Genomic DNA, 14,059 nt, shown 5'->3' on the forward strand with positions numbered 1-14,059 from the left:
GGACGGGGTGCGCCCGAGCAGCGGAAGGGCCGGGCAGGGGAAGGGCCGAGCAGCGGGAGGGGGCCGAGCAGTAGGAGGGGGCTGGGCAGTGGGAGAGGGCCCGGCAATGGGTGGTGCCGTCAGGGGTGGGGGCGGGTATGAAGGAGCCCCGGGGCCGGAGGGGTCCCGGGGCCGGTGGTGGATGGTCAGGCCGTCTGGCGAGCCTCGATGGCCTGCTTGTAGAGGCGGCCCGCCCGGTACGACGAGCGCACGAGCGGCCCCGACAGCACACCGGCGAACCCGATGGCCTCGGCCTCCGCCTGCAGCTCCACGAACTCCTCGGGCTTCACCCACCGCTCCACCGGGTGGTGGCGGGGCGTGGGCCGCAGGTATTGGGTGACGGTCAGCAGGTCGGTGCCGGCCGCGTGCAGGTCGCGCATGGCCTCGACGACCTCCTCGCGCGTCTCGCCCATGCCCAGGATCAGGTTGGACTTGGTGACCAGCCCGGCCTCGCGGGCCATCGTGATCACCTCGAGCGACCGCTCGTAGCGGAACGCGGGACGGATCCGCTTGAAGATCCGCGGCACCGTCTCGACGTTGTGCGCGAACACCTCGGGCCGACTGGAGAAGACCTCCTCCAGCTGGTCGCGGTTGCCGTTGAAGTCGGGCACCAGCAGCTCGACGCCGCACCCGGGCAGCAGCCCGTGGATCTGGCGGGCCGTCTCGGCGTAGAGCCAGGCGCCGCCGTCGGGCAGGTCGTCGCGGGCCACGCCGGTCACGGTCGCGTACTTCAAGCCCATCTGCTGCACGGACTCGGCCACGCGGCGCGGCTCGTCGCGGTCGTACTCCTTCGGCTTGCCCGTGTCGATCTGGCAGAAGTCGCAGCGGCGCGTGCACTGGTCGCCGCCGATGAGGAAGGTCGCCTCGCGGTCTTCCCAGCACTCGTAGATATTGGGACAGCCCGCCTCTTCACAGACCGTGTGCAGGCCCTCCCGGCGCACGAGCGATTTCAGCTCGGTGTATTCGGGGCCCGTCTTCAGCTTGGTCTTGATCCACGGGGGCTTGCGCTCGATAGGGGTTTCGGCGTTACGCACCTCCAGGCGGAGGAGCTTTCGGCCTTCAGGGGCAACGGTCACGTTCTCAGCTTACGTCTCCCGGAAAAGCGGCCCGGCCGGGGGTCGAGCTGAGGAGGTCACGAGATGAGGCCGAAGCCGCGGATCGCGCGCGTGTAGTGGGCGAGGAGCTCGTCGTCGATGCGTTCGGACTCGCCCGTCCCGAGCAGCTCCGAGTGCGGGGGAGTGGTGAGCACCCCGTCGTCGGTGAGCCTGGAGCGGGCCAGCGCGCCCTGCCGGATGGCCGCCACGCTCTCGCCGCGCAGCGCCGCCGCCTGCATCGGCGCCAGGTAGCCGCCGCCGGCCAGCCCGTCGAGCTCGGCGAGGTCCTGCTCGGAGGCGGCCCGCCGGGCCAGCCGCCGCTGCCGGGCCAGGGTACGGCTCTCGCCGGCGCGGGCCAGCCGGGTCAGCGCGTACCGGACCAGGAGCACGGGCCCGCCGAGCACCCGCCCGAGCATGCGGCCGAACATCCCCGCCACCTCGTACGTGGTCCCCGGGTGGTCCACCGCGCCGAGCGAGGAGGCCGCGATCTTGGTCTGCGCCTCCTCCCTGACCCGCAGCGGCTCGGCCCCCATCAGCGCGTCCCGCCACGACTCCAAGGTGAACAGCGCCCCGCTCACGACGAGCTCGTCGCCGGTCGGCACCCGCGCGTACGCCGTGGCCAGCAGGGCGACCCGCTGCTTGGGCGGCAGCGCCAGCCACAGCGGCAGCCCGATCATCAGGACGGGGGTACGCAGCAGCCCCACGCGGTCGTAGCGCGTCCCGGGGTCCAGGTCCATGACGGCGATCTTGCGCGGCCGCCGGACGCCGACCCGGTCGGCCACGCGGTCCGCGGCGGCGTACAGCGCGGAGGCCGACGAGCGGTCGAGCACCTCGGCGTCGGCGGGCAGGCCGCCCAGGCGCGGCCGCAGCGCCCAGGCGATGGCCAGGCTCGCGCCGCCGAACAGCCACGCGAGCAGCGAGTCGAGGTGCCCCAGGATCGTCCACCCGCCCAGCGCGACGAAGCCGAGCGTCAGCAGGTGGACCAGAAGGGCGAGTAAGAGAGCGAGGACGCGCTTCACACGGCCGATCGTAGGCCGTGGGTCATCTGCGGAGAAGGTCCTCTTCGTGGAGATCGTACGACTCCATGCCGAGAGCCTCCGCCAGCCGCTTCTCCGCGATCGGCATGACCTCCTCCACCACGATGCGGCGGCCGGTCTCCGCCGACAGCGAGGAGACGCCGACGTCGGGGATGCCGCACGGCGCTATGCGGTTGAACCAGCGGGGGTCGTTGGCGCAGTTGAGGGCGAAGCCGTGCATGGTGACGCCGCGGGCGACGCGCAGCCCCACCGCGCCGAGCTGGCGGTCGGGCAGGCCCAGGGTGGGATCGCCGACCGCCCAGACGCCCCCGCGCCCGCGCACCTGTCTCGCCGTGACGCCGAAGTCGGCGCAGATCTGGATCATGGCCTCTGCGAGGCGGCCGGCGTACGCGGTGACGTCGGTGATGCCGACGATCGGGTAGGCCACCAGCTGCCCGGGACCGTGCCAGGTCAGCCGGCCGCCGCGGTCGACGTCGACGACCGGGGTGCCGTCGGCCGGACGCTCGTGCGGGGCGGTGCGCTTGCCCGCGGTGTAGACGGGCGCGTGCTCGAGGAACAGCACGGTGTCGCTCAGCTCTCCGGCGACCCGCTTGCCGTGCACCCAGCGCTGCAGCGACCAGGCCTGCTCGTAGGGGACGTCGACGCCGAGGCGGACGATGGCGAGTGCGTGGGGATCGTCCCCGTGGATGGGGCGCATGAGCCTATTGTGCCGGTCCCGCCCCCGCGAAGGGTAATCAGGGGGTAAGGAGTCGTGGCTCGATCCTGAACTCCTTGACCGCGCCGGCCCCGTCGCTCTCCACCCGGTAGGCGTAGCCGCCCGGCTCGACGGTCACCGCCTGGATGAACTCGGTGCCGACGTAGTGGAGCCCCACGCCCTCGTCGGCGGCGTATCCGGAGGGCAGCTCGCCGCTGGCCACCGACCGCTGCAGCAGCGGGCGGCGCTGCGGGTCGGAGTCGTAGTGGACGCCGCACGAGTAGGGCAGCAGTGACATGCCTTCGGCCCACACGCGCAGGTCGGGACCGAAGGAGTCGGTGTTGCCGCCGACGTGCCAGCACAGCGCGCCCGCGCTCTGGCCGGAAAGCACCACCCCGGCCCGCCACGCCTCCTCGAACGCCTCGTCAAGGCCGTGCAACCGCCACAGGGCCATCAGGTTGGCCACACTGCCGCCGCTGACGTAGATCATGTCCTGTTCGAGCATCCACGCGCGGGGATCCTCGACATTGGGCATCGGGAACAGGGTGAGATGGCTCAACTCGACGTCCCACCCGGCGAAGGCGCCGTACATCTTCAGGATCCAGTCGTCCGAGTCGCCCACCGCGGTGGCGACCAGGCCCAGCTTGGGCCGGTCCTGCCCGGTCAGGTCGAGGCCGTAACGCAGCAGCGGGCTGGCCTCGAGGAAGCTGTAGCGCCTGCTCGGGCGGAAGGATCCGCCCCCGATGGCGAGGATGTGTGACTGTCCTGACCGGCTCATGTCAAGATTCTCCCACCTGTTGAAGACGGACGGCTCACTACAGTACGGCGCTCAGCGCCTCGTCGAGGCGGGTATGGGCGAACACATAGCCGCTGTCGAGCAGCTTCCTCGGCTCCACGCGGTGGCCGGGCAGCAGCGCCTCGCGGGCGAACTCGCCGAGCCCCGCGGACAGCGCGAAGCCGGGCACCGGGATCGGCACCGTGCCCCTGCGCAGGGCTTTTCCGAGGGTTCGGGTGAATTCGGCGTTGGTCACGGGCGAGGGCGAGGTGAAATTGACAGGTCCTGTAATGTCACGATTTTTCAAAACATGCACCGCGGCTCCGACCCAGTCGTCCACGGTGATCCACGACCAGTACTGCTTCCCCGACCCGAGCGGCGCCCCCAGCCCGATCCGGAAGATCGGCAACATCCGCCCGAGCGCCCCGCCCTTCTCGCTGAGCACCAGCCCGGTCCGCATCTGCGCGGTCCTGACCCCGGCCTCGCCCGCCCGCCTGGCCTCGCCCTCCCAGCGCCCGCACAGGTCCGCCAGGAAGCCGCGGCCCTTCCCCTGGCCCTCGTCGATCACCCGGTCGCCGGTGTCGCCGTAGAAGTCGACTCCGGAGGCGGACAGGAGCACCTCGGGCTTACCGGACAGCGCGCCGATCGCGTCGACGAGCACCCGCGTGCCCTGGACCCGGCTGGCGACGAGCTCCCGCTTGTACGCCGGGGTCCACCGCCGGTCGCCCACGGACGCGCCCGCCAGGTGCACGACCGCCTGCGCCCCTTCGAGCGCGGCCTGGTCGATCGCCTGCTCGGCCGGGTCCCAGAAGGCCTCGTCGGCCGCGCGCGGGCGGCGCCGTACGAGCCGGACGACCTCCCACCCCTCGGCCCGCAACGCCGGCACCAGCGCCGACCCGAGCAACCCCGACGCCCCCGTCACGATGATCGCCATAGCCCCACAGTACGCCCGCCCCACGTCACGGACGCGCCAGCCGCGCCAGGAGGGATAACCCCCGGGCAGACGAACGGCCGGGCGGCCCCGTAAGGGAGCCGCCCGGCCGCAACGCCTGGATCAGGCCCTGGATCAGGCCCTGGATCAGGCCCTGGATCAGGCCCTGGATCAGGCGAGGCCGAGCTGGGCCTCGAAGCGGCCCTCCTCGAGACGGCGCTTGACCGTCGTGAGGAAGCGGGCCGCGTCCGCGCCGTCCACCAGGCGGTGGTCGTACGTCAGCGCCAGGTAGACCATCGACCGGACCGCGATGACCTCGCCCTCAGGCGTGTCGATCACGACCGGCCGCTTGACGACGGCGCCGGTGCCCAGCATGCCGACCTGCGGCTGGTTGAGGATCGGCGTGTCGAACAGGGCTCCACGGCTGCCGGTGTTGGTCAGCGTGAACGTGCCGCCGGTGATCTCGTCCGGGGTCACCTTGTTGGCGCGCGTGCGCTCGGCCAGGTCGGCCGTCTTGCGGGCCAGCCCGGCGAGGTTGAGGTCGCCGGCGTTCTTGATGACCGCCGCGATCAGGCCGCGCTCGGTGTCGACCGCGATGCCCAGGTGCTCGACGTCGAAGTACGTGACCTCCATGGTCTCGTTGTTGATCGTCGCGTTGAGCTTCGGGTGCTGCTTGAGCGCCTCGATGGCGGCCAGCTCGAAGAACGGCATGAACGACAGCTTCACGCCCTCGCGGCGCAGGAAGTCGGCCTTCGCCCGGTCGCGCAGCCGCGCGATCTTGGTGACGTCGACCTCGACCACGGTGGTGAGCTGCGCCGCCGTCTGCAGCGACTCGACCAGCCGCTTCGACATCGTCTGCCGCAGCCGCGTCATCTTCTCCGTGCGGCCCCGCAGCGTCGTGTCGACCTCCACGGGCTCGGGACCCGCGGTGACCGGCGCCTGGGCGGCGGGGGCGGCGGCGGGCGCCGGCTGGGCGGCGGCCGGAGCCGGAGCCGCGGCGGGGGCGGCCTGGGCCGCGGCGGCCTTGTCGCGCTGGGCCTTGGCGGCCTCGAGCACGTCCTGCTTGCGGATGCGGCCGCCGACGCCGGTGCCGTTGATCGCGTCGAGGTCGACACCGTGCTCGTTGGCCAGCTTGCGCACCAGCGGCGTCACGTACGGGCTCTCACCGGAAGGCTGCGGCGCGGACTCCGCGGCCGGGGGAGCCGCCTGCGGGGCGGGCGCGGCGGCCGCGACCGGGGCAGGCGCGGGGGCGGGGGCCGGAGCGGGCTGCGCGGGAGCCGGCTGCGGGATCGACGAGACCGGCGGAGCCGGGGCGGGCTCGGGCTCGGGCTGCGGAGCCGGCGCGGGGGCGGGGGCCGCCTCGGGCGCCGGGGCGGCGGCGGCCGCCTGGCCCTTCTCGTCGATGACGGCGAGCTCGGCCCCGACCTCGACCGTCTCGTCCTCAGCCACGACGATCTTGGTGAGGACACCCGCGGCCGGCGACGGGATCTCGGTGTCGACCTTGTCGGTCGACACTTCGAGGAGCGGCTCGTCGGCCTCGACGCGCTCGCCCTCCTTCTTCAGCCAACGGGTTACGGTGCCCTCGGTCACGCTCTCGCCGAGCTGGGGCATTTGTACGGAGACCGGCATCGTTATTCTTCTCTCGCGTTCTGATCTCGAGGGCTTGGACTAGTTGTGTACGTGCAGCGGCTTGCCGGCCAGGGCCAGCATCGCCTCACCCATGGCCTCGGACTGGGTCGGGTGTGCGTGGATGAGCTGGGCGACCTCTGCGGGCAGCGCCTCCCAGTTGTAGATCAGCTGCCCCTCCGTGACGAGCTCGCCGATGCGCCGGCCCACCATGTGGACACCGACGACCGGGCCGTCCTTCTGGGCGATGACCTTCACGGCGCCCGAGGTGCCGAGGATCTGGCTCTTGGGGTTTCCCGCGAGGTCGTAGACCTGCTCGACGATCTCGATGCCGCGCTCGGCCGCCTGCGCCGAGGTGATCCCCACCGACGCCACCTCGGGGTCGGAGTAGGTGATGCGCGGCACGCCCGCGTAGTCGATGGGCGGCGGGTTGAGGCCGGCGATGTGCTCGGCCACCATGATCCCCTCCGCGAACCCGGCGTGCGCGAGCTGCAGCGTCGGGATGAGGTCGCCGATGGCGTAGACGCCGGGCACGGAGGTCCGGCAGTGCTCGTCGACCACGACCGCGCCGCGCTCGACGGTGATGCCCTGCTCCTCGAAGCCCATGCCCGCCGACACCGCGCCCCGGCCGACCGCGACGAGCAGCAACTCGGCGTCGAGGGTCTTGCCGTTGGCCAGCGTGACGACCACGCCCGTCTCGGTGGTCTTGGCGCTGTCGAAGAAGACGCCCAGCTCGTATTTGATGCCGCGGCGGCGGAAGGCCCGCTCCAGCAGCTTGGAGCTGGACTCTTCCTCGGTCGGCAGCAGGTGCGGCAGCGCCTCGACGATCGTGACCTCGGCCCCGAACGAGCGGTAGACGCTCGCCAGCTCGACGCCGATCACGCCGCCGCCCAGCACGATGACGGACGTGGGCACGCGGTCCATCTTGAGGGTGTGCTCGCTGGTGATGACGCGCTCGCCGTCGATCTCCAGGCCCGGCAGCGACTTGGGCGCCGAGCCGGTGGCCAGGACGAGGTTGCGGCCCTCGACGACCTGCGAGCCCACCTGGATCCGGTTGGGACCGACCAGGCGGCCCTCGCCCTCGACGATCGTCACGCCCGCGCCCTTCAGCAGGCCCTGCACGCCCTTCCAGGCCCGCGTCACGATCTTGTCCTTGAACGCGTGCACGCCCTGCACGTCGATGCCGTCGAAGCGCGCCTTGACGCCGTAGGACTCGCTCTCGCGGGTCTCGTCGGCGACCTCGGCGGAGTGGAGCAGGGCCTTCGTGGGGATGCATCCCCTGTGGAGGCAGGTGCCGCCGATCTTGTCCTTTTCGATCAGCGCGACCGACTTGCCCAGCTCAGCCGCCCGAAGCGCGCAGGCGTAACCGCCGCTGCCGCCACCTAGGACGACGATGTCATAGGCCACAGGAAGGCTCCTTGTCGGGGTGTTCGTGATGCCGTCATCTTTTCATTTGTTTCAGATGCTCGCGTGCCGCTCTGCGAGTCCGATGAGGGTACGGGTGATGGCACCCGTGCCGCCCTTCGGGGTGTAACCGTACGGCTCGCCCTTGTTGAAGGCGGGGCCGGCCATGTCGATGTGGGCCCAGCGCACGCCGTCGGGCACGAATTCCTTCAGGAAGATGCCCGCCGCCAGCATGCTGCCCCATCGCTCCGGCTGGAGGTTGGCGATGTCGGCGATCGGCGAGTCGAGGCCCTTGCGCAGCTCCTCCGGCAGCGGCATGCCCCACGCGCCCTCGCCCGCCGCCTTCGCGGCCTCGACGACCAGCTCCCTGACGGCGTCGTCGTTGGCCATGACGCCGGCCGTGCGCCAGCCGAGCGCGACGATCTGCGCGCCGGTGAGGGTCGCCACGTCGACGATCAGGTCGGGCTCGTCCTGCGCGGCCCTGGCGATGCCGTCCATGAGGACCAGGCGGCCCTCGGCGTCGGTGTCGAGCACCTCGACGGTCTTGCCGCTGTAGCTGTGGATGACGTCGGAGGGGCGCTGGGCGGTGCCGCTCGGCAGGTTCTCGGCCAGGCAGAGGTAGCCGACGGCGTTGACCGGCAGGCCGAGCCGGGCGATGCCGATCATGGCGCCGAGCACCGCGCCCGCGCCGCCCATGTCGGACTTCATCCAGTCCATCGAGGCCGACGGCTTGAGCGACAGGCCGCCGGAGTCGAACGTGATGCCCTTGCCCACGAAGGCCAGCCGCTTGCCGGCCTCGGGGTGGGTGTAGGAGAGGCGGACCAGGCGCGGCGGGTTGGCCGAGCCCTGGCCGACGCCGATGAGGCCGCCGTAGCCGCCGTCCTTGAGCTGCTTGTCGTCGAGCACCTCGACGCTCAGCCCCGCCTTGTTGCCCTCCTGCTCGGCGATCTCGGCGAACTTGGCCGGCCACAGGTCGGACGGAGGCGTGTTGACCAGGTCGCGGACCAGGGCGACCGAGTCGGCCAGCACGCCCGCGCGCTCGGCGACGCCGTCGGGCTGGCCGGAGACCACGGTGAGCTCGGCGACCGGCGCCTTCTGCTCGCCGTTCGTGCGGTAACGGGCGAAGGCGTACGCGCCGAGCAGGCCGCCGAGCGCGACGGCCTCGGTCTCCTCGGGCGTGCCGGTGGGCAGGGCGAGCGCGGCCCTGGAGGTGCCGGCGAGCGACCGTACGGCGGCGCCGGCGGCGCGCCGCAGGCCCTCGGCGTCGGGCGAGTCGCCCAGACCCACCGCGACCAGCAGCGGGGCGGCGATGGCGCCGAACGTGGGAAGCTTGGCCACCTCTCCGGCCTTGCCGGTGAAGGCGACGGCGCGGAGGGAGTCGGCGAGCTTGCCGCCGAAGGCGGCCTCGAGCGACTCGGCGCCTGTGGTGGCGCGCGGGCCGTCCTGTCCTGACCTGAAGCCGACGATCAACGCGTCGGTGTCGATGGAGACTGGATCTGCTGAGTTCAGCCGCACAGTGGTCACGTAAACCGATGCTATCCAGGTCTTCTGCGTACTCACAAACAGGGGTTCATCCTACCAATCGCGCTCCATGTCGAATGATGCTAGTGTCATTAGCACCATGCTGCTAACGCTCGATCTCAACGACGCCCGGCCCCTGCACGAGCAGGTGGCGGGCGCCATCCGCCGCGCCATCGGAGAGGGCTCGTACCGGCCCGGCGACCGCCTGCCGCCGGCCCGCGACCTGGCCCAGGTGCTCGGCATCAACCCCAACACCGTGCTGCGCGCGCTGCGCGACCTGCGGGACGAGGGGCTGCTGGAGTTCAGGCGGGGCCGGGGGGTCAGCGTCGCGGCGCGCGCCGACGGTCGCGCCCTGCTCGCGCAGCGGGCGCGCGAGCTGCTGGAGGAGGCCCGCAAGTACGGCTACGGCCGCGACGACCTCATCGCCATCCTGGAGGACCTGCCGTGAATCCCCGAGTCACCGCCGTCATATGGGGGCTGTTCGTCATCGCCGCGCAGATCGCCTTGCCGCTGGCGCTGCGGGACCGGCTGCCCGACCCGCTGGCCACGCGCTGGGGCCTGGGCGGTCTGGCCACCCGCTCGATGTCCTTGACCACGTACATCGTGGTCACGTTCCTGCTCTGGACGGCGCTCTGGCTGGTCGCGCTGGCGGGGGCCGAGCGGGCCACGGCCCGCAGGCCGAGCCGGTCGGTGTGGTGGGGCGGGCTGTCGGGCCTGGGCGTGCTCGCGCTCGGCGTGAACGTCACGACCGTGCTCGCCAACCTCGACGCGGACAGCTGGGAAGCGGCCCGGCTGCCCGCCTGGCAGGTCCTCGCGGTCATCGCGGCCGGGACCGGCGTCGCCGTGCTCGCGGGATACCTGCGCAGGGGCGCTCTCGACGCGGATGCCGCCCACCGGATCCCGCCCCTCCTGCGGCTGCGGCCCGGCCGGCGCACCGTGTGGGTCGGCCACGTCGCCAACCGGTGGCTGACGCTGCTCCCGGTGGCCGCCCTGGCCGCCGCCCTGGTGCTGGGCCTGCTCTACGTCACCGGTCTGGTGCCCGGCGGGCAGGTGACGGCAATCCTGCCGGGGCTCGTCCTCCTGCTGGCGGTCGGGGTGCTGACCTCGTCCGTGTCCGTGCAGGTCGGCGACGGCCGGGTCGCCGTCCAGTTGGGGCCGCTCGGCTGGCCGGCGCGCAGGATCCCCCTGTCGCTGATCGAGTCGGCCTGGTCGGAGACGCGCCATCCGGCCGAGGTCGGGGGCTGGGGCATTCGCGGGCTGCCCGGCAGTTCGACCATCATGCTGCGTGGCGGCGAGTGCCTGGTCATCCGCTACCGCTCCGGCGGCCGGCTCGCGATCAGCATCGACGACGCCGAACGCGGCGCATCCCTCATCAACGCCCTCATCGCGGAGCGAGTGGAGCAATGAAACGACCTCTCCTCATCTTCATCGTCCTGGCCTTCGGGCTGTCGTGGGCGGCGGCGCTGCCCCTCTGGTTCGCCGGCGGGATCGGCTCGCCGCTGCTGCGGCCGCTGGCCACGCTGATGATGTTCACCCCGTCGGTGGGGGTGCTCGGCGTGTGGGCGGTCACGCGCACGCCGTTCCGCGAGTGGGCCAGGCAGACCGGGCTCACGCTGGGCGAGCGCAAGGGGCGCACGGGCGTTCTGATCCTGACCGCCTGGCTCGGGGTGCCGCTGCTGCTGCTCCTGGCGGGGGGCCTCAGCGCCGCGGTCGGGCTGTTCCCGCTGGACCTCGGCCAGTTCAGCCTGTTCAGGGCGGTGCTGCGGGCCCAGGGCGTGGGCGTGCCCGAAAGCCTCACCACGGCGGTCGTGCTGCAGATCGGGATCGGCGTGCTCGCCGGGCCCGTGCTCAACGCGATCCCCGCGCTGGGGGAGGAGTGGGGCTGGCGGGGCTGGCTGCTGCCCCGGCTCGTCTCCACCAACGGCATGCTCCTCGGGCTCGTCTTCACCGGCGTCATCTGGGGCCTCTGGCACGCCCCCCTCACCCTCCTGGGCTACAACTACCCGCGGCTCAGCTCCTGGGCGGCGCTGTTCTTCGTGGGCTTCTGCGTCCTGTTCGGGGTGCTGATCGGGTGGCTGCGGCTGCGCACGGGCAGCGTGTGGCCGGCCGTCGTGGCCCACGGCTCGCTGAACGCCGTCTCCCAGTCCGTCCTGCTGCTCGGCGACGCCGCCGCGCCGCCCAACGAGGTGCTGGTCGGCCTGACCGGCCTGGTGGGCTGGGTCCTCATGGCGATCGTCGGCGCAGCCCTGCTCCGCTTCTATCCGGTACGCGTGCCGCAGCCGGTCGCCTCACCCTCCTGATCTCGGGGGGCGCTCAGCCGAGGATCGCGCACACCGCCAACGTGGTGGCCGTGGCCGCCTCGACCAGCGCCCCCAGAACGTCACCGGTGATCCCGCCGAGGCGCCGCCGCGCGTGCCCGAGCAGCAGCAGGGCGGCGGCGAGCCCGGCGAGCAGGCCGAGCGGCAGCACGATCGTCCCCGCGAGGCCCAGGCCGGCCCCTTCGGAGGCCGGCGTCAGGCCGCCGGCGGCGGCGCCGAGGAGCGCGGCCAGGGTGACGAGCACGGGGGCGGGGCGGCGTACCGTGCCCGCGACCGTCGCGCCGAGCCCGTCGGGCCGGGCGGCGGGCACGCCCGTCCGGCAGGCCCAGGTCAGCGCCAGCCGCCCGGCCACGCACGCCGTCACCAGCGCCGCGTACCCGGCCCCGGCCGCCGCGGCGACCTGGACGACCAGCGTCAGCACCAGCGTCATCACGCCGAACGGCCCGATGTCCGACTTTTTCATGATGTCGAGCGCCTGAGCGGCCGGCTTGCCGCTGCCCAGCCCGTCCGCCAGGTCGGCGAGCCCGTCCAGGTGCAGCCCCCGGCTCAGCACGGCCAGCAGGCCGACCGCCAGCGCCGCCCCCAGCGGCGGCGGCCCGGGCAGGAACAACGGCAGCCCGGCGACCAGGCCGAGCGCCAGCCCGACCACCGGGGCCAGAGCCATCGCCTGCCCCGCGACCTCCCGATCCACCCGCTCGACCCGCACCGGGAAGACGCTGAGTGTGCCGATCGCGAACGACAGCCCATGCGGAAGGCGCATATCGGACGATCGTAGGCCCACTAGTGTGGCGGGATGCACGTGGTTGAACTCGAAGGCGTAGGTGTCCGAGTTGTCGGCAAGTCGCTGCTGGACAGCGTCGATTGGCAGGTGGACTACGGCGACCACTGGGTGATCCTCGGTCCCAACGGCGCGGGCAAGACGACGCTGCTCTCCCTGGCGGGCGCCGTCCGGCATCCGAGCGAGGGCGCGGTCAAGGTGCTCGGCCACAAGCTCGGCCGGGTGGACGTGCGGGAGCTGCGCCGCCACATCGGCCTGGTCGCGGTCAGCCAGCGGCTCATCGACGAGGAGCTGATGGAGGAGGAGGGCGCGACCGCGCACACCGTCGTGCTCACCGGGCACACGGGGACGAGCGTTCCCCTCTGGGACAAGTACGGTGAGGTCGAGCGGGACCGCGCCCACCGGCTGCTGGCCGACCTGGGGTGCAAGGACCTGGCGGACCGGCCGTTCCGCGTGTGCTCGCAGGGGGAGCGGGCCAGGGTCAGGGTGGCCAGGGCGCTCATGGCGGACCCGGCGGTGCTGCTGCTCGACGAGCCGTTCGCGGGGCTGGACCTGCCGGCCAGGGAGGACCTCATCGCCGCCGTCGAGGACCTGGCCACCACCCGGCCCGTCCTGACCACCGTGACGGTGACGCACCACCTGGAGGAGGTGCCGGCGACGACCTCCCACGCGATGCTCATGCGCGACGCCAGAGTGCTGGCCGCCGGCCCGGTGGAGGAGGTGCTCACCGCGGCCAACCTCTCGGAGTGCTTCGGCCGCCCCCTCCAGGTGGACCGCCTCGACGGCCGCTGGTACGCCCGCGCCGTCCGCCCGTAGCGCTCACAGCTCCAGCAGGCGCCCCGCCACCACCAGGGCCACGTACTCGGACTCGGCGGCGAGGCGTTCGTTGAGGCGGCCGAGCGTGTCCCGGAAGGCCCGCCCGCTGGACGTGGCGGGCACCACCCCCATCCCCACCTCGTCGGAGACCGCCACGAGCCGCACGGGCGTCTGCCGCCAGGCCGCCACGAGCTCGTCGCAGCGTTCGCGGACGGGCGTGCGGTCGCCCTCCCACGCCCCGTGCTCGTCGAACACCGCCGTCAGCCAGGTGCCGAGCCCGTCGATCAGCAGCGGCGCGGTGGCCTGCCCGATGGCCGAGACGAGGTCGGCGGTCTCGACGGTGGCCCAGTGCGCGGGCCGCCGCTCCCGGTGCGCCCGCACGCGTGCCGCCCACTCGCCGTCCCCCGCGCCGCTCGGGCCGGTGGCCACATAGGTGACGTACGGCTCGGCCGCCAGCCGCAGTTCGGCCTCGGCCGACTTGCCTGACCGCGACCCGCCCAGCAACAACGCCCGCCACGGCGCCACCACCGTTCCGGGGAGCGCCCGGCCGGTCTCCAGCACCGTCCCGTCCGGGACAGCCAGCGCGCCCCACAGCCGAAGGCGCCTGGTCAGCTCCTCCTCCGAGCGGGCCCGGTGGTCCAGCCCGGCGGCCACCACCAGGGTCCGCTCGTCCGCCAGCCCCGCCCGCCGCAGCTCCCCGAGCCGTTCGGGCCGGTCGAGCAGGTCGATGAGCACCACGTCGTACCTGCCGGGCCCGTCCGCCGGCACCGGCCGCCCCCGCGGGAGGCAGAGCAGCCGGGAGCCGTCGGGGCCGGTCAGTCCCAGCCCGTCCGCGCACGCCCGGTAACCGCCCGGCGGATCGTCGAAGGGGAAGCGGGCCACGCCGTCCACGACGAGCTCGAACGGGCGCCGGTGGCCGGACGGGAGCCCGGCGCACGAGGCGCACCGGCAGCCGGGCTCCGGCCATCCCGCGCCGCCCGCCGTACCGGAGACAAGGATCTTCACCGCGCCGAGCGTAGCGTCCGC

General features: G+C 72.9%; 14 protein-coding genes. 4 read left to right on the forward strand and 10 right to left on the reverse strand.

What is annotated here, in order from left to right:
- Positions 1-185: 185 nt before the first annotated feature.
- From lipA to ACFKCF_RS30615, 8 genes are all read right to left on the reverse strand, one after another.
- Positions 186-1,115, reverse strand: coding sequence for a lipoyl synthase (gene lipA, locus ACFKCF_RS30580; RefSeq protein WP_394498723.1), 930 nt, complete (start codon positions 1,113-1,115; stop codon positions 186-188).
- 56 nt (positions 1,116-1,171) lie between these two features.
- Entirely contained in the window at positions 1,172-2,152 is a 981-nt protein-coding gene (locus tag ACFKCF_RS30585) for a hypothetical protein (protein ID WP_394498724.1), read from the reverse strand.
- Positions 2,153-2,174: 22 nt separating this feature from the next.
- Positions 2,175-2,867, reverse strand: a complete 693-nt coding sequence (gene lipB / locus ACFKCF_RS30590; protein WP_394498725.1) for a lipoyl(octanoyl) transferase LipB — start codon at positions 2,865-2,867, stop codon at positions 2,175-2,177.
- 37 nt (positions 2,868-2,904) lie between these two features.
- Positions 2,905-3,642, reverse strand: coding sequence for a Type 1 glutamine amidotransferase-like domain-containing protein (locus tag ACFKCF_RS30595; RefSeq protein ID WP_394498726.1), 738 nt, complete (start codon positions 3,640-3,642; stop codon positions 2,905-2,907).
- A 37-nt stretch (positions 3,643-3,679) separates the two neighbouring features.
- Complete coding sequence (locus ACFKCF_RS30600) at positions 3,680-4,573, reverse strand: TIGR01777 family oxidoreductase (protein WP_394498727.1); 894 nt, start codon at positions 4,571-4,573, stop codon at positions 3,680-3,682.
- Between the two features lie 168 nt (positions 4,574-4,741).
- Positions 4,742-6,199 (reverse strand): 2-oxoglutarate dehydrogenase, E2 component, dihydrolipoamide succinyltransferase, encoded by a 1,458-nt coding sequence (gene sucB / locus ACFKCF_RS30605; protein WP_394498728.1) that lies wholly within the window; start codon positions 6,197-6,199, stop codon positions 4,742-4,744.
- 39 nt (positions 6,200-6,238) lie between these two features.
- Positions 6,239-7,603, reverse strand: coding sequence for a dihydrolipoyl dehydrogenase (gene lpdA, locus ACFKCF_RS30610; RefSeq protein ID WP_394498729.1), 1,365 nt, complete (start codon positions 7,601-7,603; stop codon positions 6,239-6,241).
- Between the two features lie 51 nt (positions 7,604-7,654).
- Positions 7,655-9,124 (reverse strand): leucyl aminopeptidase, encoded by a 1,470-nt coding sequence (locus ACFKCF_RS30615; protein WP_394498730.1) that lies wholly within the window; start codon positions 9,122-9,124, stop codon positions 7,655-7,657.
- Positions 9,125-9,221: 97 nt separating this feature from the next.
- Between ACFKCF_RS30615 and ACFKCF_RS30620 the strand changes: the two genes are divergently transcribed.
- From ACFKCF_RS30620 to ACFKCF_RS30630, 3 genes are read left to right on the forward strand one after another with little or no spacing between them, the layout of a single operon-like run.
- Entirely contained in the window at positions 9,222-9,569 is a 348-nt protein-coding gene (locus ACFKCF_RS30620; protein WP_394498731.1) for a GntR family transcriptional regulator, read from the forward strand.
- Entirely contained in the window at positions 9,566-10,528 is a 963-nt protein-coding gene (locus ACFKCF_RS30625) for a hypothetical protein (protein WP_394498732.1), read from the forward strand. Before ACFKCF_RS30620 ends, ACFKCF_RS30625 begins: the two co-directional genes overlap by 4 nt.
- Positions 10,525-11,421 (forward strand): CPBP family intramembrane glutamic endopeptidase, encoded by an 897-nt coding sequence (locus ACFKCF_RS30630; RefSeq protein WP_394498733.1) that lies wholly within the window; start codon positions 10,525-10,527, stop codon positions 11,419-11,421. Before ACFKCF_RS30625 ends, ACFKCF_RS30630 begins: the two co-directional genes overlap by 4 nt.
- 13 nt (positions 11,422-11,434) lie before the next feature.
- Here ACFKCF_RS30630 and ACFKCF_RS30635 read toward each other — a convergent pair whose 3' ends face one another.
- Entirely contained in the window at positions 11,435-12,199 is a 765-nt protein-coding gene (locus ACFKCF_RS30635) for an adenosylcobinamide-GDP ribazoletransferase (protein ID WP_394498734.1), read from the reverse strand.
- 33 nt (positions 12,200-12,232) lie between these two features.
- On the opposite strand from ACFKCF_RS30635, the gene ACFKCF_RS30640 reads away from it, so the two are divergent.
- Positions 12,233-13,033, forward strand: coding sequence for an ABC transporter ATP-binding protein (locus tag ACFKCF_RS30640; RefSeq protein WP_394498735.1), 801 nt, complete (start codon positions 12,233-12,235; stop codon positions 13,031-13,033).
- Positions 13,034-13,036: 3 nt separating this feature from the next.
- Here the strand turns inward: ACFKCF_RS30640 and ACFKCF_RS30645 are convergent, their stop codons facing one another.
- Positions 13,037-14,038 carry a bifunctional adenosylcobinamide kinase/adenosylcobinamide-phosphate guanylyltransferase gene (locus ACFKCF_RS30645; RefSeq protein ID WP_394498736.1) on the reverse strand — a complete coding sequence of 334 codons (1,002 nt, stop codon included), beginning with the start codon at positions 14,036-14,038 and terminating at the stop codon, positions 13,037-13,039.
- Positions 14,039-14,059 lie beyond the last annotated feature (21 nt).

This window comes from Nonomuraea sp. JJY05, from assembly GCF_043496855.1.
GTDB lineage: Bacteria > Actinomycetota > Actinomycetes > Streptosporangiales > Streptosporangiaceae > Nonomuraea.

Excerpts from the sequence above, each read along its gene's own strand:
- lipB (WP_394498725.1), bottom strand. The coding sequence starts at position 2,867 with ATGCGCCCCATCCACGGGGACGATCCCCACGCACTCGCCATCGTCCGC.
- ACFKCF_RS30595 (WP_394498726.1), bottom strand. The coding sequence starts at position 3,642 with ATGAGCCGGTCAGGACAGTCACACATCCTCGCCATCGGGGGCGGATCC.
- ACFKCF_RS30600 (WP_394498727.1), bottom strand. The coding sequence starts at position 4,573 with ATGGCGATCATCGTGACGGGGGCGTCGGGGTTGCTCGGGTCGGCGCTG.
- sucB (WP_394498728.1), bottom strand. The coding sequence starts at position 6,199 with ATGCCGGTCTCCGTACAAATGCCCCAGCTCGGCGAGAGCGTGACCGAG.
- ACFKCF_RS30620 (WP_394498731.1), top strand. The coding sequence starts at position 9,222 with ATGCTGCTAACGCTCGATCTCAACGACGCCCGGCCCCTGCACGAGCAG.
- ACFKCF_RS30630 (WP_394498733.1), top strand. The coding sequence starts at position 10,525 with ATGAAACGACCTCTCCTCATCTTCATCGTCCTGGCCTTCGGGCTGTCG.
- ACFKCF_RS30635 (WP_394498734.1), bottom strand. The coding sequence starts at position 12,199 with ATGCGCCTTCCGCATGGGCTGTCGTTCGCGATCGGCACACTCAGCGTC.
- ACFKCF_RS30640 (WP_394498735.1), top strand. The coding sequence starts at position 12,233 with ATGCACGTGGTTGAACTCGAAGGCGTAGGTGTCCGAGTTGTCGGCAAG.